Origin of the sequence: Streptococcus wuxiensis, assembly GCF_040888245.1 — a bacterium.
GTDB classification, from domain to species: Bacteria; Bacillota; Bacilli; order Lactobacillales; family Streptococcaceae; genus Streptococcus; species Streptococcus wuxiensis.
The window spans coordinates 32464-51268 of record NZ_JBFNFE010000001.1 but is presented as its reverse complement, the minus strand read 5'-3'; the positions used below and the strand labels follow the sequence as shown (position 1 = coordinate 51268).

Genomic DNA, 18805 nt, shown 5'->3' with positions numbered 1-18805 from the left:
AATGAAAACATGGCATAAAAATATTTAAAATAGGTAAAGAAAAGTAAAAGAACCCTAGAAAAATCTAGGATTCTTTTATAAATTAGAAACGAATACTTTCTCTTGTTTTTTCATAAGAAGTAACGAAGCGATTGGTAACACCAGGCTCAGCAACTTCTAATGCTTGAGAGATTTTTTCGAAAGATGCTTGGTAATCAAATGTTGTTTCAAAGATATTCAAAGCTTCTTGGAAAGCTTGTTGAATACGATCATCAAATGATCTGTAACGGTTCGAATATTGAAGCAATTGTTCTGTCAATGTTGCATTTTGAACGATACTGTATGTTTCTTCTTCCAACATATTCATATCATTTGTCGCAATCTCAAGGATACGATTAACAGATTCGATATTCACTTGCGCTTGTTCCAACTCAGCCATCAAGTCTTCTGTACTGTGACTTGCATCAAAGAAGAGCTTCAAGAATTTTTGTGGAATTCCTGGAAGATTTCTCTTCTCCATGTAGCGTTTAATCGTATGCAGACGGTTGACATATACATTTGCTTTTTGACGAGCATTGATGTCATCTTTTTCAATCTGAACGAGACGCTCGCTAACACCGATTTGGTCATCTTCGATATCTTTTAATGTAGATTGGAGATTTTCCAAACGTTCTTGTAAGACAGAATATGCTTCTGAAACTTCTGACTCTGCATGAGTCATTTCTTCAATAGTAGCATTCAAGGCTGAGATATCAGCTTGAAGACGACGAACTCGATTCACATCGCTTTCTGAAATCAAATAGGTTTTCCCAAGACGTTCGATATCTTTAACCAGTACCTGATTGTTTTCTTTCAAGTGTTTAAGATAGGTAGGAAGGGTAGTTACCAATTTCTCAAAAGCTTTATGAGCTTTAACTTCACGTGTAAAAATATCATAAAGTGCATTGATTTCTTCTTGGATTTGAGTGTTTTCATACTCTGCATTATCCAACTCCAATGTACGGATATTTTCGTGATTATTCTTCAAGGCTTCATAGAGAAGTTGAAGACGAGATTCGATATCAGTTTCTACAAAATGGTAGTTTTCATCTAAAAGCTTGCGGTAACCTGCTTCTAAATCTTCAAGTTGTTCTGGCAATTCAGTAGTAAGCTTAGTGACAATCGCTGGAATTCTTTCAACGATATGTGTCAAAGCCAAAATATGATTTTCAGCGTTATCTAAAATCCCTGCTGCTTCAACCGGATCCCCTGATGAATTCAAAGTTACAAATTGAGAAAACTCAGATTGGATGTTCTCCAATTGTTTTTCAATTTCTGGAAGAGCTTGACCATATTTTTCAGGATCTTCAGCTACAGTGTTTTGTAGTTTCTCAAATAAATCTAGGGCATGCAGAACACGTCCACTATTTTTTGACTCTTGTTTTTCCAACTCAGACAAGGCATTACGAATTGCTGCAATATCTTCTTCAACAAGTTGGATTTGACTTTCAATTTGATCAATCTGGTGCTTAGCTTTCAAAAAACGGAATGAGTTATTGTATCCTTCAGCTTCAAAGAGGTTATTCTCGATATCTGCAAAAGAGTTCAGAGACAAATCTACCCATTTTTGATTCCATTCTCTAAAAGCAACCTGACTTTGACCAATCAGATGCATGTTTTTTACAACCTCTACCTCATCATTAACAGGAAGGTTATATAGTTCTTCTTTTTTTTCTTCTAAAGCTGCAAGTCTACTCTCATTTCGTTTACGTAGCAAAATTGCTACTGCAAAAGCAATAAGAAGCAGGACTGCAATTCCAATCAAAGTAATAATCAACTGATTATTTGACATATCAAACTCCTTTTATACATGACACAATTGTAATGATTATATCATATTTTTCAAACCTTGGGAACTATTTCCCAATATTTTTATACGTCAAGAGTACTGTAAACAGCGTTTTCTTCGATAAATTCTCGACGTGGTTCTACTCGATCACCCATGAGCATATCAAAAATCTTATCTGCTTCTGCAGCGTCATCTACTGATACACGAGCCATGAGACGATGTTCAGGATTCATAGTAGTTTCCCAAAGTTGGTGGTCATCCATCTCTCCAAGACCTTTATAACGTTGAATGGTTGGTTTAGAACGACCTTCGCTATAGCGAGCTAGGGCTTCTTGTAGGCGGATTTCTTGGTCTGCTCCAGGTTGAATATACTCTTTAATCTCACTACCAACTTTGACACCGTAAATTGGTGGTTGAGCGATATAAACATAACCAGCCTCTAGAACAGGTTTCATATAACGATAAATCAGAGTTAACAAGAGAGTACGAATATGGGCGCCATCGACATCAGCATCTGTCATGATAACCAGTTTTTGATAGCGAGCTTTGCTAACATCGAACTCAGCGCCAAATCCTGTTCCCATAGCTGTGAAAAGACTGCGAATCTCCTCATTAGCAAGGATTTTATCCATAGTTGCCTTTTCAACGTTAAGGATTTTACCACGAATTGGTAAGATGGCTTGGAACTCACGATTACGTCCTGATTTTGCAGAACCTCCTGCAGAGTCTCCTTCGACGATGAAAAGTTCAGTTTCAGCTGGATTGTTTGATGAACAGTCCGCTAATTTTCCTGGAAGATTTGAAATTTCTAAACCAGATTTCTTACGTGTAACTTCACGCGCACGCTTGGCAGCAACACGCGCTTTGGCAGCCAAAATCCCTTTTTCAACGATTCGCTTAGCAATCTGTGGATTTTCCAAAAGGAAGTCAGAAAATGCATCGCTGAAGAGGCGATTGGTAATCTTCACAACTTCACTATTTCCAAGTTTGGTCTTAGTTTGTCCTTCAAACTGAGGGTTTGGATGCTTCACAGAGATAACGGCTGTCAATCCTTCACGGACATCCTCACCTGTTAGGTTATCTTCGTTATCTTTTAGAAGTTTGTTTTTACGAGCATAGTCATTGATAACACGAGTTAATGCTGTACGGAAACCTTGTTCGTGTGTCCCACCTTCATGGGTATGAATATTGTTAGCGAAACTCATGACATTTTCATGGTAACCCGTTGTATACTGCATAGCAACTTCTACTGTAATGTCATCCATTTCACCATCTGTGTAGATTGGGTTTTCAAAAATAACATCCTTGTTTTCATTGATGTACTCAACGTAGCTCGCAATCCCACCTTCGTAGTGATAATGTTTGGTTTGTTCAAGCCCTTCACGTTTATCCGTGATGGAGATTTGAAGACCGCGATTCAAAAAGGCTAACTCTTGAATCCGTTTATTTAATTTATCAAAGTCAAATGTCGTTGTTTCTGTAAAAATTTCTGGGTCTGGAGTAAAGTGAACGATTGTTCCTGTTTTATCCGTATCCCCGATCACCTCAAGGTCTGCAACAACATATCCACGACGGTATTCTTGGTAGTGAATCTTTCCATTTTTATGAACGCGAACATCCAACTGAGTAGAAAGAGCATTTACAACCGATGACCCTACACCATGGAGTCCACCAGATACCTTGTATCCGCCACCGCCGAATTTACCTCCGGCGTGAAGAACAGTAAAGACTGTTTCAACGGCAGGACGTCCTGTTTTTTCTTGGATATCAACTGGAATTCCACGACCATCGTCAATAACTGTAATCGAATCATCTGGCTCAATAAAAACTTCGATATGACTAGCGAATCCAGCCAAGGCTTCGTCGATAGAGTTATCTACGATTTCCCATACTAGGTGGTGAAGACCTTCTTTGGCAGTTGAACCAATATACATCCCTGGACGCATACGAACAGCTTCCAGACCTTCCAAAACTTGAATTTGACTGGCATCATAATCTTGTGCCTGTTGGTTTTTAATATCTTCTGTCATTTTTCCCCTTTTTCTTACATGTCTATTGCTTGTTTTAAGGACACAACATCCTCAAAGAGATAGGCATCTAAGCCTGCAGCATGTCCTGCTTCTACATCAATGGCACGGTCACCAATGACTAGACCTGACGTTATATGATACTTATCACGTAAATAAATCATCGATTCAGGATCAGGCTTGCGTTTAAAACCTGAACTAGCCGTCACTACTTCTGTAAAGTAAAGAGCTATCTCAGTTTTCGCTAAAATCTCCAATACTTGATCGTTTCGATGAGAAACCAAGAAGTTACGGCCACCTTGGTCCGAAATATTTTCTAAAAGAGTAGGAATCCCATCAAACAAAACTGGATGTTCAAGCTCTCGGGCTTCATTTTCCTTATATTTTTCAAGAAAGTTTTCAATAGCTGGAGCATACTTTTCGATGGCAAAGGCAGTCGAAACCTTCAAAGCCTCGTAAACACTATCGTGTTCCTGCTCAATCCCGAACTCTGCTAATGTTTCTACAAAAGCTGCTGTAGAAGTTTCATAATTATCAAGCAGGGTTCCACCTAAATCCCAGATGTAATCGTGATATTTCATACCCTTCATTATACCATTTTTTATAAAAAAAAGCGATGTTTACCTTGGTTTTTGCCATTAAAAAAGAGAAGAATCTTCTCCATCAAGAAAGATTCTCCTCAGTTTGTTCATTATTTTTCAAATAGGTCTGTGTAGAGCATGCCATTTCTTAGAGACTCAGCATCTCCGCCCAATGTTTCAACCAAGTGGTAAGCAAAGGCTAAAGCTGTTGCTGGCCCACGGCTAGTGATAACATTTCCATCCACTACGACTGTTTCTTTATGGTAGTGACCGTTAGCAATTTGTTCCTGGACTCCATCATAGCAGGTGAAGTTTCTACCTTCTAGTAGACCTGCCTGATTCAATGCAATTGGAGCCGCACAGATGGCTGCTACCTTTTTACCGATTTTCTCAAATTTTTGAAGTTCAGTGATCAATTGTTCATTGTCCCTCAAGTGGGCAGAACCAGGCATACCTCCTGGAAGGACAATCATATCATACTCTGATAAATTTCCATCAAACACTCGATCGGCTTGAACTTGAATGGCATGTGAACCTGTCACTTTTTCACCAAATCCGACCATATGGCAGGTGATATTTGCGCGACGCAAGACGTCTACGACAGTCAAAGCTTCAATTTCTTCAAAGCCATTTGCTAGGATAACTGCAACTTTAGGCATAGCGACCTCCTTATTTCACTTTCTTCAGTACAACTTTTTTACGTTTGAATCTTGTTCGGCCACTCTTTTCATCAGCTAAATGAGTTTGGTAGCTCATCGATAACAGCAAACCTATACCAATAAGATTACTGATAATAGCTGATCCCCCTTGAGAAATAAAGGGCAAAGGAATCCCTGTCAGAGGAAGAAGGCCAGTAACCGCACCTATATTTTCAAAGATATGGAACAAGAGCATCATGATAAATCCAGTTGAGATGTAGGTATAAAATTGATTATTGGATTTTAGGGTAATCTTTAACATACGATAGATGAGCAGTAGGTATAGTGCAACCACTACAACTGAACCAATAAATCCAAAATCTTCCGCAATTACTGTGAAAATCATATCACTCTCGCGGACTGGAATAAGGAGATTAGACACATTAAAGCCTTGACCAAAAATTCCACCGCTACCAATCGCAATTTGACCCTGCGCCTGTTGATAGGTAGTCGTTTGGGCGTAATCAAAGGGATTAAGCCAAGCAAGGATACGATTTATCTGATAAGTTGGCATCCCAATTTGGTGCATAAAGGCACGCCCGTCTTTTGTGATAAAGATTGTTAGGAAGCCTGCAATCGCGGACACAACTGCTACAAAAATTGGAATAATAATCTTCCAAGAAACACCAGACAATAAGACAAGTCCTGCAAAGATTGCAACAAAAACCATAGCTGTTCCAAGGTCACTTTGCAAGGCTAGTAAAACCATAACTGGCATCGTGAAAACGATCATCCACAAAATCAATAGAAAATCTAGGCCAATCGTTCGTTCTTTGTCTTTATGTTTCTTGGTAAAGGTTACGATAACGTATGCCAACATCAAAATATAGGATATCTTCATGAATTCGGAAGGTTGAAAGAGTGTATAACCACCGATTGACACCCAGTTTTTCGCACCAGTTGCAGCTACTAAACTCGGGTTGTAGAAGACTAAAGGCAAGACCATCAAGGCTAGACCGAGTCCATATAAATAAGGTGTGGACTGCCAGAGAAATTTTGTGTTAAAAAACATGACTATGAAGCTAAAAACAATCCCTAGCGATATCCAAGCCAGTTGTTGTCCAAGTATGGGCCAAACATTGTTTGGGTAGTCATGACTAACTGCTATATAAATAGCTACAACTCCAATCACCAACAAACAAAATACTGGTAATATTAAACTATAATCGACCCTAGAGTCGAGAGAACGTTTCATAAAAGGCCTCCTTCATTCTTTCAGGTATTCATTTCATTGTTTATTTAAAAATTCTTGAACTTTTGAGAATACTTGCTCTCGGCTAATGACTCTAACACGATTGCTTCGAGCCAAAGACTTGCTGATTTGCTTACCATAGCGTTTACTTGCCATGCGGCTATCTAGAATCAGAACTGCAGAGCGTTGCCCCACTCGACGCATGGTTCGTCCAATCGCTTGCTTGAGGCGAATAATAGCCATAGGAAGCTGATAATCGTAAAAAGGATTCTTCCCTTCCAAACGAAGTTCTTGATTCATCTTTTTAGTAAAGGGATCTTCTGGATTTTGGAAAGGTAATCGAGTCACCACTTCAATCACTCGAGGATGTCTTGAAAAATCGACACCTTCCCAAAAACTTCCCGCCCCAAGCAAGAGCTCACGCTCGCCTCTTTCAAAGCGTTTTTTCAATTGGGCAGGTTCACCGTGCTTATACTGGGCCAGATGGGGAACCCTCAAAGCATCTGAAACTTGCAACAATAAATCTTTTGCAGTAAATAAGACTAGAATGGGTTCTTCAAGCTGGAATAATTCTTCTAGAACTTCTACAATTGCCTGTGCATATTCCTCGGATGAAATTTCTGTCACCAACGGAAAATCATTCACCAACAAGATTTCCTGATTTTCCTGAAACTGTTCGTCCATGCAGTAAAAGGCCGCTTGAGGAAAACCTAACAATTCTGGTAAAGAAACCCTACTACTAATTTCAAGGGTTGCAGAGATTCCTAAAAGTTGACAGGATTCTGGGAAAATCTGAGAAAAGAGCAAACGATGATTGCGACTAGAAGTGATTTCAACCTTCTTACTAGACACATCTGAAGTCGATAACCAAAATTCTCCCTCAGATGTAAAAAATCTCTGATAGTCTTTAAATTCTGGCAAGTTCAACTCAGAAAAATCTTGGCGGAGCTTGTCAATGCTACTAGCTGGGCACATCTTCCGTTTACCAGATAGAAACTGATCGAGTAGGTAAGAAACTTCAAAACGAATACTTTCTAGCAAGCGTCTTTGAAGCATACCTTCTTCCCTCAATAGAGCTTGATCTAGTTGCTCCACCAAATCTGTTAGCAAATAAGATTTTCGAGAAAGATTTTCCAATGTCAACAAGATTTTCTGGGCTTCATCTAAAATCAAGAGACGCCCTTCTAAGAGACTAGGATCATCTTCAAGTCGAGTAACGAGGTAAGCATGATTGGTCACAAGCAACTTGCAAGAACGAGCCTTGTCCTGACCTCGTTTCCAAAAATCCTCTAGCCAAAAGAGAGAGTCTTTGTGAAGGTTGCCATCATGAACCAAGTTCGGTAAAAACTGCTGGTAGCGATATCGCTGACCAATTTCGTCTAAATCTCCTGTATCTGTCTCTGTCAACCAAACTAGAAGTTGCATCTTGAAACGAGTATACAAACGATTGGACTCTTCTTCCTCTAGCGCTGCATGAAAGGCATCTAGCTTCAAGTAATTCTGAGGACCTTTAAGACTATGAATAGAGATATGGAAAATCTCTTCTAGTTTTTTAGCCTCCTCTTGCATCACCTGATTTTGAAGGATTTTAGTCGGAACACTGAGTAGGATTCCCCCTTCATTCTCAAGTGACAAGGCCGGTAGCAGGTAACCATAGGTTTTCCCGATTCCTGTTTGAGCCTGAATAAAGGAAATGGCTTCCCCTTGTATAAACTCTTGAACCTTTTGGGCAAATTCTTCTTGTTGACTTCTCTCTTCCAAACCTAGCAAGGCAATATTAGTTTGGAAATCTTTTGAGAGTTTGCGTGGAGAAAGGACTGGCTTTTCTTTTCTCAAAAATAAACCTTGCACTTCTACCAAATCATGCTCAACGAGGAGAGACTGCTTCTGATAAACTTCCTCGATGACTAGGTAAGATTCATAGAGTAAGCTGTCTGATAAACTCAATAAGCGCTCCAACAACCCTTTTGGCAGTCCAAACATCTTTTGTCTCATACAAAGAAAGAGTTCTGCTGTTGCTTGGGCATCAGATAGGGCTGAATGGGCTTGCTCTAGAGGAATCCCCAACTCTTGGCAAAGAATGCCGAGATTATACTTCTCAAGCTGAGGGTAAAATATTTGAGCCAACTCCACTGTATCGATACGAGGCGTGCGCAATTCATAACCCTCAAAAAAGAGGAATTCTGCCAATAAGTTAGCATCAAACTGAACATTGTGCGCAACAAAAACACCGTCTTTGACCAGTTCAAAAATCTTTCCAGCCACCTGAGAAAACTCTGGAGCCTTTGCCAAACGTTTATCAGTCAAACCCGTTAATTCTTTGATATGAGAATCCAAGCGTTCATGAGGGTTGACATCAGTAGCATACTGTTCAACAATCTCACCATCTTCAATGACTACAATTCCCACTTGGATGATTTTTGCCTTACTTCCAGTACTTGTAGCTTCTAAATCTACAACCACGTACCGATTATTTTTAAAATTCATCACTAAAAATTATATCAAAATTTGCACCATTTGACACCCCTGAACTTTATTTGAAGAGTCAAGTTTCTTGCAAGATTCGAAAAAAAATGATTGAATTAAATTGTAGAAAAGGAGGGAACTCATGAACCCATTAGATTTGTTTAATCAAGTAAAAGAACTCATTGAGAACAAAGATTTTTCTGCAGCAAAAACTTTTGTTGAAGAAAACAAGGATCAACTCGGTGAGTACCTAAGCCAAGCACAAGCTTTGGTTTCAGGCTCAGAAGGACTTGACGGTCTTGTAGATAAGGTCAAAGGCCTCTTCTAATCATCAAAAGACACCTGAAAAATCAGGTGTCTTTTTGTATTTTTTTCATAAATGCAGGAATATGTTGACTAATCGTGGTTGGCAGAACTACAAAGTTGTCCTCAGATAATTTTTGAGCAATTGCTGAGTGCAGATATGTTGCTACAGTGACCCTGTCATAGAGGCTAACTTGAGGAAATTGACCAGCAAAGCCAGCAATCATCCCAGCCAAGGTATCTCCCATGCCCCCAGTTGCCTGATAGGGACCTCCTACACTTAGCTGATAAAAATCTGCATGCCCGGCCTGCCAAATTCGAGTATCAGGACCTTTTTGAACTAGAATCGTTCCTGAAGAAAATCTCTTCAAAGTCTCTCCTGTTTCCTCAGTTCCTTGGGAATCCAAATCTAAGCCCGACAAGACTTGCCATTCCCTTTGGTGTGGAGTTAAAACAAGCTGAGCCTTAGGAAATTTCATTCCCGTCTTAGCAAAAATGGATAGGGCGCCACCATCCAGTATGAGGGTCTGGTCTTGATTTGAATGATGAAAGACTGTTTGGAGAAGCTCTTCTCCACGCTCATCATCCACTAGTCCAGGTCCGACCAAGACAATATTAGCCTTCTGAAACTGTTGCTCCAGTAATTGCTTATCACCAAGGTCAAAAGCCATAGCCTCCGGCAGATGGCTATGCAGAGCTGGAATATTCTCTTTATCCGTTGCTACTGTCACCAAGCCTGCACCGCTTCTAACCGCCCCTAAAGCAGCCATAATAATCGCTCCCCCATAAGGATACGTTCCTCCAATCAAGAGAAGACGACCGTAGTCTCCCTTATGACTAGAAAGAGGACGCTCAATGATTACTTTTTTCAGTAGAGCCTGATCAATGACTTTCATAATTTACTCCTTCATGCTTTCTCTTACTTTCATTATACACCTCACTACCCAATTAATAAAGGAGAAGACTATATAGTCTTCTCCTTTTTTTTAATAATCAGCCTTTTGAGAATAGTGAGTTATGAATCATTATTCTTCCTTGCGTTTCCCATTTAGGAATGCTGCTGATAAGGCTAGACTGAGACCTGCTAGGAAAATAGCTGTATCTGATTGACTTTCCCCAGTTTCTGGAAGTCTTGCTGAGTCTGCTTTTTCCGAAGCATTTCCAAGAACTTGTGAACCCTGAGTCTGCTCAGCAGAAGCCTGAGTTTCTGAAGGTTTATCAGATAAACCTCGAATATCTGCAACAGGTTTGTCGATTGTTGGAGCCACTTGGTCTCCTGCGGTTCCTAGAGTTCCTGTATATTCTGGGAGTTCGTTCTTGTCTGCTTGCACAGCATTGACTCCACCCTTGAATTCAGGCACTTCATTTTTAGCAGCTTCAACCCAATTAGCTCCGCCCTTGAACTCTGGTACTTCATTTTTAGCGGCTTCGACCCAATTAGCTCCGCCTTTAAACTCTGGAACTTCAACAATTGGGGCTGCTTGATCTCCTGCAGTACCGATAGAGTTGCTATATTCTGGGACTTCTACTATTGGGGCTGGCTCCTCACCTACAGTTCCAATAGGGTCCGTATACTCTGGAACTTCAAGAACTGGAGCAGGATCGTCACCCTTGCTACTTGTAACAATTGCTTTCACTCCTACTTCAACAATTTGATCTTTTGCATCTCTTGTTTCAGTATGAACAACCTTACGACTTGTTCCTAATACTTCGACGTAGTCTACCTTTTCTCCATTTTGACCTTCTGAGACGATACGCCGTTCATCTTTGCCTAAGTCACTATTCTCACGAATAATTTCCTTGAATGGAATGACAGCTTTCTCAACTTCTAGACTTGGACGGTCTAGAACAAGAGCTTGATCATCCACTGCATGACTAGCTTCTGAACCAGCTTCAAAGTGAAGGCGATATTCTTTCACAAGACTACCATCTTTAGCAAGGAGTCGAACAAGTGTTGGAAGGTTATCTTGATTTGACACAACGACAGTCGCTACACCGTGACCGCTTGTTTGGACAGTCACCTCTGGTTTCGCTCCATTAGCGGTTAATCGATATTCTGAAACCGCAGGATCAAAGTTTTCCAATGCTTTTCCATTAATTGAAATTGTCACTGCAGGTGTTTCTGAATCACTGGCTTTGGCTGGAGAATAGGCACTAAACTCGACCATTGCGAGACCATTAGTGGTTGATTTGCGAGTCATACGTGCGCGTATAGCGGTTGTCTGAATCGGATCAAAGGTAAATTCGATTGGTTTACCAGCCTCGATTGCTCCAGATGCCTTATAAGGAATTTCTTGCCAATTTTCTGCCTTGTTAAACGGATGATCAGCATTTTCTTCATAACGTGAAATGGTGCTTGGTTCAGAATAAGTTGGTCCAACATATCTTTCGAGTACCATTGTCGCTGGTGCATCTGTTCCACTGTCTTTGAAGAACTGAATGGCTACTTTTCCTACAGAGCGAGGTGTAATCTGACCATTCTTCTTAAAGAGAACTCCTACCGACACTTCCTGATTTTTTGGAGTACGAGACCAGTTAGTCCAACGTCCATCCTCATTAAATCGCCCATCGTTGATATAGAAGATTCTATCATTAGAAGCGGCATCGGTATCGTTTGTAGTAGAGGCAAAGGCTTTAGAGTCAGTCGCATTATTGCTTGCATTCTCAGAGATAACTTGATTTCCTCTTGCCAGAACGGTCACTTGCATCTTAGTTGTCAAGTCTGTTCCTAGGATATGACCAAGCACTTCAAAGGTACCTTCCTGGTCTGTCGCATGTTCAGCCACTGCATCCCATTCTACGGCTAGTTTATCTGTTGTCCAATCTGTTTCTGCTGGATAGTAGACTGTCACTTCTGTAGGTAATTGAAGCTTATCGCCAACACTCAATGTCATGGCAGCATTTTCGGCAGCTACTGGTTGCGTAGATTCTTTTTGACCATCACGGAAAATGCGGTACTCTTTCAAGATGGTTCCGTCTTCTGCCTTCAAAATGAGGCGTGTTGCTCCTTCTGAGCTTGTAGCAGGAACAATCGTTACCACACCATTATCGCTTGCTGTTGCAGTAATCACTTTACTAGTTTTCGGAATATGGTAGTCTGTCTTAGACGGATTGAAATGCTCCAGCTTCTGACCGTCTACTCTAATAGAAATCTCTGAACTTGAAGCAGCTGGAACTTTATTTCCTAAGATTGTGATTTCGGTCAAACCGACACCATCCGTTCCATTTGCTTTCTTCATGCGAATACGAACTGCATAGGTCTCAACCTTGTCAAACGTAAAGTGGTTAGTTTGACTTGCGGATAATTGTCCTGGAGCTTTGAGATGTTCGACTTCTTTCCAGTTAGCAGCATTGTTAAATGGATGTTTTGTATCTCCTTGAGCATGATTGACATCAGTTGGCAAATCTGGAATTTCTTGACCAACGTAGTATTCAATAACATATTCTTTTGGAAGTCCAATCGCACCATCTGTATAGAAATCAACTGAAAGATTGTCTACAAAGCGCTTGGTCAAATCGCCTGAGTTACCAAACAAGATAGATGCCCAGTCATTATCTGTATTTGTTTGCCATGTTGTCCATCTATTCTTGACATCTGTATTGGCTCTTGAAACGGTCAAGTCATTCAGAGTATTGGCCGAATCATCTCCACCAGTATTGGATACGATAGCTGCTGGCAATTGAGAACCTGTCCACTGTTTAGAGATATTATTTCCCTCAACAACCTGACTGGAAACACGAACATGAGCCTTGGTAGTCAGAGAGCTACCAACCAATTGACCTTTGATTTCAAAGATTCCTTCAGTTTGACTAAAGTTAGCTGGCACCTTATCCCAAACGACATCATTATAGATAGTTGTTCCATTAGAATGGTAGGCACGAACGTTAGCTGGTAATTGAACCGTTTCACCCTTAGGAAGAGTCAGGCTGATTTCTTCTGCAACCTGCAATCCTTCAACAGTCACATTTGCCACAGCTTCAATATCTGTTCCTTCTACATGACCTTTTAGGGTAAAGCTATGATAGCTAGCGAGTTCTTTTTCATCTACCTTATCCCAAGTTACAGCTAGCTTACGAGACAAGCCTTTGTCAAATTCTGCTACGATTTGATCAGGCAAATTCGGTTGCTGATTGATATCTGTAGAGATTGAAACAGGATGAAGCTTAACAATTTTCTTGGCTACTTTGTTTTCTTTGATGACCACTACGGTAGCTACAGATTGAGTCTTCTCTGTTTGATTGTCAATACGAGGTGTGAGCGTCACACTACCTTTAGTGTAAAGAAGCAAGTTTTGTCCGTTTACTTCAAGATGTCCACCATCAGTAGAACTAGCATCCAAGTGAATATCTGATGCTGAAAATTCAGTCTGTGAACCATCTTCGTAATGCCCAATAACATGATAAGGGAGAACTTGATCTTCTGTTGCAGTCTCTTTACCTTCTACACTTACTTCCAAGCGTGTCAAGGCAGGGGCTTCCTTCACAAACTGAATCAAGTAAGTTTGAACTAAATCGCCCTTCTGGTCACTCAAGAATACAGAAGCCTGATAATCATTAGCTGCTGAAGCTTGTTGAACTGTCACCTGATAGCCTCTTGCCTGTGCTCCAACACTTGGGATTTTAGCACTGTACGGAAGGGATACTCGGTAGTAGGTCTTTCCAGGCTCAAAGTCAGCGAGAGCCTTGTCGCCAACAGTGAGACCTGTAACAGTGTTTTCTGTTTCCTGATCACTTGCGATAAAGGTTGCTGTCACCTCGTAGTCATTACCTACCAATTTACCAGTTGCTTCAGTTCGTCCACCTTCTTTTGACAAAGCAGCAGGATCTTTCAAGGTCCAAGAAACGACATCCGCATCAACCAAGTTACCATCTGACAAAACAGCCGTTACAGTTTTATCCAAATCTTCTACAGCTGTACCAACTGGAACAGTTGCAACTTTAGGCAACCACTTATCAAGTGCAATGACCTTAACAAGGGCTTCAGCCTTAGCTTCGAGACCTTCCACACTACCAAGAACTTTTTTCTCACCAGCACTTGTAAGGAGATCATCTGGGATTGCCCAAACCACAGCTTTTTCTTCGACACTACCATCACTATAAATAGCTGTCACAGTTTCTGGCAATTTAGGATTTTCGCTGACATCAGTAGTTGACTTCACAGGGGCAAAAGCGACAAAATGGCGATTTTCTTTCTTGCCTGAAACAGTTGTAACGGTCGCCTTATCAGAAGCTAAACCTGCAGAATCCGCATATAGGGTGAATTTTCCTTCTTTTTCAGTGGATTTTACAATGACAACACCTTTACCATTGAAGGCTTTTCTTTGCCATGTACCATCTTTCTGAGCTTTATAACGCTCACGGCTAGCTTGTTCCCCATTGTCCACACCAACGATTTGCCCTTGCCCGTGAAGATTGAAATGAACAAGATTATTGGCAGTTGGTACAACATTGCCGTCTTCATCAACGATTTCATAATGGATGTAAGACAAGTCTTTGCCGTCTGCAGTGATGACATGCTCTTCCTTGGTGAGACGAACTCTGGCTGGTTCCCCTGCTGTTGTCACACTATCACGCGCAATCTCTTTACCATTTTCATCACGAGCAATAGCAGTCAAGGTGCCTGGTTTATATTCCACCAACCACTCAAGATACAATTCACCAGGGTTCGCACCTTCATGATAAGGTCGACCATCCGCAGTAGTTTTCTTGGTAAATTCTTTCTTGCCAAGGGACTCGTTGTTCAAGAACAATTCTACGCTAGCAGCATTTGAGAAAGTCCGAACTGGAACCTTGCCATTGATAAGCATATTACGTTCCTTGAGCGTTTCTTCTGTCCAATTCCAGTGAGGCATGATACGAACAGTTGGTTTTTCTTTGGCACTATACCATTCACTACGGTAAAGGTAGAAATCATTCTTAGGCAAGCCTGCCGTATCAATGATACCAAAGTAAGAGCTTTTTACTGGTGTATGATCTTGGTTGTGCCATGGTGTAGGCTCACCGATATAGTCGAAACCAGTCCAGATGAACTGACCTGCATAGCCAGCACGATCACGGTCAAAGGTCCAAGATTCAGTAGCTGTTCTACCCCAGGCTACACGGTCATTACCATAGTCAGATTGTTCATAATGACGATTTGGACGATTATCGTGATAGAGATTTTTAGCAGGATAAAAGTAGGAATCACGTGTTCGAGTTGCTGAAGAAGTTTCAGAACCGTAGATCAACCAATCTGGATGAGCTTTACGAACAGCATCGTAAAAACGCTCTCCATAGTTCATACCTACAGCATCCATGATTGCTGCTAATTTTAAGAACAAGCCTGTAGAAGCACGACTGAATTTATTTTCACCCATAGTCACATAGCGCTCTGTATCAATTGCTTTGATAACAGCTTTCAAACGCTTGGCTGTTTCTAGTGAACGTTCTCCACCATCTGCTTCATCCACTTCATTACCGAGCGACCACATGATGATTGAAGGATTATTTTTATCACGTTCGACCATGGTTCTGAGGTCAAAATCCGACCATTTTTCACCCTTCTTAGCTTCTGGGTGAGTTGCATCTTGGTCAAAGAAACGTCCATAGTCATACGTTTTCTTGCCACGATACCAAGTATCAAAGGCTTCTTCTTGGACCAAAAGTCCTAGACTAGCAGCAGCATCTAGCAACTGTGGACTTGCTGGATTGTGGGTTGTACGGATAGAGTTAACTCCCATATCTTTCAGGAGTTTTAATTTACGGTAGGTTGCCTTATAGTTTTCTTCTGCCCCCAAGGCACCATTATCATGGTGGATACTAACCCCGTGGAATTTCATTCTCTCACCGTTCAGTGAGAAACCTTCTTTAGCTGTCCAGTTGAAATAACGATAACCAAAAGTATCTTCTGTCACATCAACTAGTTGACCTTCATTATAAACCTTTGTTTTTAGAACATAGAGTTGAGGATTATAACTTTTGGTTGTCCAGAGAGTTGGCTTATTTACTAAGATTGTTTGCTTAAAGTCAGCTGCCTCATTTCCTGCTAGGTTCTTGGTTACAGAACGAACTAAATCTGAAACAGCCTTACCTTCCTTAGTAAAAATCTGTTGCTCCACAAATACCTTGGCTAAAGTCTTGGCAGTATTTTTGATCTTGCTTTGGATTTGTGTTTCAACATTGCCATCTTTTTGTTGAGCTAATTTCGGAGTTGTAATATGATTTCCATTTTCAGCCACCTGCACCTTGTCACGATAGCTAAGCGTCACATCACGATAGATACCACTTCCTGAGTACCAACGACTACTTGGTTGCTTATTGGTCACTTGAACAGCAATAGTATTCTCACTGCCATCCTTATTTAAAAATTCAGTAATGTCATATGAAAAATGATTGTAACCACTTGGATAATGACCTACAAATTTACCATTGACATAGACCTTGGAGTCCATGTAGACACCATCGAAGTTTATACGAACATCTTTGTCCTTGGCAGCTTCATCTACAGTGAAAGTCTTACGATACCAAGCAGTACCCCCGTTTAATTGACCACCTTCATTTCGAGCAGGAGATTTGTGGTCAAAATCAAAATAAATACTCCAGTCATGAGGAAGGTTCAACTTAGACCAGTCATGAACGTCTACATCTTTCTTAGAAAAATCACCCTGAGCATTTAATTTAAAATACCAGTCTTTGTTAAAATTTTGTTTTCTTTCCTGTAAAAGTTGGTCTTCTTTTTCTTTCTCTTTGGTAACTTGAGGTAAGTCTGTTGCAGATATTTTTTCTTCCTTAGCCTTATCGTCAGATACCGGTTTATTCTGATTAGCTTCAGCAGTATGTTCTTCCAAAACTGCTGGCTTTTCAGTATTCACTTCTGCCACTGTAGGTTCTTTCTCATTCACTTCAGCAGCTGGTTTTTCAGTTATTTCTTCCTTAGGGCTAACTACTTCTACTTCCTTTTCTTTCTTAGGACTTGTTTCTTCAGTTACTTTATCTTCAGTTACTGGTTTTGCTGCTTCGTCCGTATCTTTTTCTTCTTTTTCGGTAGCGGAATCTTGTGGGCCATTTTGCTCAGCTTTTGCAATGGCTGCAGCTAGATCATCTGGAAGTTTATCCAAAGGTTGAACTTGATGAATTGTTTCTTCAGTGGTACTTGACGTTTCAGTTTCAGCTGCTTGTGCTACCTGAAGACCAAAGATACTAGCTCCAATCATAACCGAAGCAGCACCAATTGCAAACTTACGAATACTAAAATGACACCGTTTTTCAAAAAATCTCTTATCCATTATGGTTCCTTTCTAAATTTTAGTAAGCGATTACATTTCTCCTCAAAAAATAAACCTCCCTCTAGACGCTTACTTATTTTTGCATATACATATTGATACTTTTAATATATCAAAATAGTAGAAGTTTTTCAATAATTTGTAGAACTTTTACTGGAATTTTAGTAGAAATAGAGCAAGAAAAAAGCAAGCCCTTTTTAGAACTTGCTTTTTAAAAATTCATTAATGATTGTAATAGAGATTAGTCTCTATCCAGCATTCTTAAAGCAGCCTGATAAGTCTGCTCCATCAGCATGGTAATGGTCATTGGACCAACTCCACCAGGTACAGGTGTGATATGACTAGCAATTGGTGCGACAGCATCGTAGTCAACATCGCCACAGAGCTTGCCATTTTCATCTCGGTTCATCCCTACATCAATGACAACAGCTCCAGGTTTTACAAAATCAGTAGTCACGAACTTGGCGCGACCGATAGCTACGACCAAAATATCGGCTTTAGAAGCTACTTGGGCTAGATTGTGGGTACGAGAGTGGGTCAAGGTTACAGTTGCATTCTTAGCCAACAGCAACTGAGCCATGGGTTTCCCAACAATATTTGAACGACCAATGACAACTGCATTTTTACCTTCTAAGTCAATCCCATATTCATGAAACATTTCCATAATTCCTGCAGGTGTTGAAGGAATCATAACTGGGTGACCAGACCAGAGGCGTCCCATGTTGAGAGGATGGAAACCATCCACATCCTTTTCTGGATCAATAGCTAGTAAAACAGCTTCTTCATCGATGTGTTTTGGTAATGGAAGCTGAACCAAAATCCCATGCCATGCTGGATCTTGATTGTATTTAGCGATTAATGCTAACAATTCCTCTTGAGTAATGGTCTCCGGAACTCGCACGACTTCACTTTGGAAGCCTGCAGCGATAGCAGAACGCTCCTTGTTGCGTACGTAAACTTGGCTTGCTGGATTTTCTCCGACTAAAATAACGACCAATCCTGGAACCAAACCTGTATCTTCCTTTAACTTGGCTGTTTTTTCAGCCAACTGTCCTTGTAGCTTGGCAGCTAAAGCCTTTCCATCAATAATCTGTGTCATGTATTTTCTCTTTTCTAACAAATATTCTCTATTATAACAAAAAATCGTTCGGCATTCTAACACTTCTTACCTAAGATACCCTATAGTCTGAAACTATAAGAAAAAGCCCTTAGATTTTTCTAAGGGCTTAAATTTCAAATCGTTTAAGTTCAGAATCACTAAGCTCTTTAAATTCTTTACCTGTTTTTTTTAGATATTCATTTATTTTTCCGAGGTTATACGTTATAGGTTCTGGCTTAACTCCATTTGGTAAACCAACCAGTCCATCAACCTCCATTAACGATTTGTTTTTAATTGCGTTTAAAGTTGTATCAGTCATGTAACTTTCTACCCTCCCTTAACCTTGATTTAATTATAAATCATTCTATGCT

General features: G+C 40.4%; 11 protein-coding genes. 1 reads left to right on the top strand and 10 read right to left on the bottom strand.

All coding sequences use genetic code 11. The annotated features are described in order from the left end of the window. Window positions 1–82: 82 nt before the first annotated feature. The 6 genes from ezrA to AB2B47_RS00180 form a co-directional block, all read right to left on the bottom strand. Entirely contained in the window at window positions 83–1810 is a 1728-nt protein-coding gene (gene ezrA / locus AB2B47_RS00205; protein ID WP_320693359.1) for a septation ring formation regulator EzrA, read from the bottom strand. Between the two features lie 80 nt (window positions 1811–1890). Next, a complete protein-coding gene (gene gyrB, locus AB2B47_RS00200; protein WP_320693358.1) occupies window positions 1891–3837 on the bottom strand; it encodes a DNA topoisomerase (ATP-hydrolyzing) subunit B in 1947 nt (648 codons plus the stop codon). Window positions 3838–3851: 14 nt separating this feature from the next. Continuing rightward, window positions 3852–4415: an HAD family hydrolase gene (locus tag AB2B47_RS00195; protein WP_025170368.1), complete on the bottom strand. Its 564-nt coding sequence runs from the start codon at window positions 4413–4415 to the stop codon at window positions 3852–3854. A gap of 110 nt (window positions 4416–4525) precedes the next feature. Further along, on the bottom strand, window positions 4526–5074 hold the full coding sequence (locus AB2B47_RS00190; RefSeq protein WP_006152534.1) for a DJ-1 family glyoxalase III: 549 nt from the start codon (window positions 5072–5074) through the stop codon (window positions 4526–4528). A gap of 10 nt (window positions 5075–5084) precedes the next feature. Beyond that, the gene (locus tag AB2B47_RS00185; protein ID WP_320693357.1) at window positions 5085–6308 is read right to left on the bottom strand and encodes an FtsW/RodA/SpoVE family cell cycle protein; all 1224 of its coding nucleotides are present in this window, start codon (window positions 6306–6308) and stop codon (window positions 5085–5087) included. A 33-nt stretch (window positions 6309–6341) separates the two neighbouring features. Then, window positions 6342–8792, bottom strand: a complete 2451-nt coding sequence (locus AB2B47_RS00180) for a bifunctional DnaQ family exonuclease/ATP-dependent helicase (RefSeq protein ID WP_320693356.1) — start codon at window positions 8790–8792, stop codon at window positions 6342–6344. Window positions 8793–8913: 121 nt separating this feature from the next. Between AB2B47_RS00180 and AB2B47_RS00175 the strand changes: the two genes are divergently transcribed. Continuing rightward, entirely contained in the window at window positions 8914–9099 is a 186-nt protein-coding gene (locus AB2B47_RS00175) for a hypothetical protein (protein WP_006148859.1), read from the top strand. 22 nt (window positions 9100–9121) lie between these two features. Here AB2B47_RS00175 and AB2B47_RS00170 read toward each other — a convergent pair whose 3' ends face one another. From AB2B47_RS00170 to AB2B47_RS00155, 4 genes are all read right to left on the bottom strand, one after another. After that, window positions 9122–9970: an NAD(P)H-hydrate dehydratase gene (locus AB2B47_RS00170; protein ID WP_254723996.1), complete on the bottom strand. Its 849-nt coding sequence runs from the start codon at window positions 9968–9970 to the stop codon at window positions 9122–9124. 129 nt (window positions 9971–10099) lie between these two features. Further along, the gene (locus tag AB2B47_RS00165) at window positions 10100–17338 is read right to left on the bottom strand and encodes an SIALI-17 repeat-containing surface protein (RefSeq protein WP_320693355.1); all 7239 of its coding nucleotides are present in this window, start codon (window positions 17336–17338) and stop codon (window positions 10100–10102) included. Between the two features lie 238 nt (window positions 17339–17576). Continuing rightward, a complete protein-coding gene (locus AB2B47_RS00160) occupies window positions 17577–18434 on the bottom strand; it encodes a bifunctional methylenetetrahydrofolate dehydrogenase/methenyltetrahydrofolate cyclohydrolase (protein ID WP_006152537.1) in 858 nt (285 codons plus the stop codon). 127 nt (window positions 18435–18561) lie between these two features. Then, a complete protein-coding gene (locus AB2B47_RS00155) occupies window positions 18562–18753 on the bottom strand; it encodes a hypothetical protein (protein ID WP_006152530.1) in 192 nt (63 codons plus the stop codon). Window positions 18754–18805: the final 52 nt, after the last annotated feature.

Bases quoted from the DNA above. Each gene is read 5' to 3' on its own strand.
- AB2B47_RS00160 (WP_006152537.1), bottom strand. From the start codon at position 18,434: ATGACACAGATTATTGATGGAAAGGCTTTAGCTGCCAAGCTACAAGGA.
- AB2B47_RS00185 (WP_320693357.1), bottom strand. From the start codon at position 6,308: ATGAAACGTTCTCTCGACTCTAGGGTCGATTATAGTTTAATATTACCA.
- ezrA (WP_320693359.1), bottom strand. From the start codon at position 1,810: ATGTCAAATAATCAGTTGATTATTACTTTGATTGGAATTGCAGTCCTG.
- AB2B47_RS00175 (WP_006148859.1), top strand. From the start codon at position 8,914: ATGAACCCATTAGATTTGTTTAATCAAGTAAAAGAACTCATTGAGAAC.
- AB2B47_RS00165 (WP_320693355.1), bottom strand. From the start codon at position 17,338: ATGGATAAGAGATTTTTTGAAAAACGGTGTCATTTTAGTATTCGTAAG.
- AB2B47_RS00155 (WP_006152530.1), bottom strand. From the start codon at position 18,753: ATGACTGATACAACTTTAAACGCAATTAAAAACAAATCGTTAATGGAG.
- gyrB (WP_320693358.1), bottom strand. From the start codon at position 3,837: ATGACAGAAGATATTAAAAACCAACAGGCACAAGATTATGATGCCAGT.
- AB2B47_RS00195 (WP_025170368.1), bottom strand. From the start codon at position 4,415: ATGAAATATCACGATTACATCTGGGATTTAGGTGGAACCCTGCTTGAT.
- AB2B47_RS00190 (WP_006152534.1), bottom strand. From the start codon at position 5,074: ATGCCTAAAGTTGCAGTTATCCTAGCAAATGGCTTTGAAGAAATTGAA.
- AB2B47_RS00180 (WP_320693356.1), bottom strand. From the start codon at position 8,792: ATGAATTTTAAAAATAATCGGTACGTGGTTGTAGATTTAGAAGCTACA.
- AB2B47_RS00170 (WP_254723996.1), bottom strand. From the start codon at position 9,970: ATGAAAGTCATTGATCAGGCTCTACTGAAAAAAGTAATCATTGAGCGT.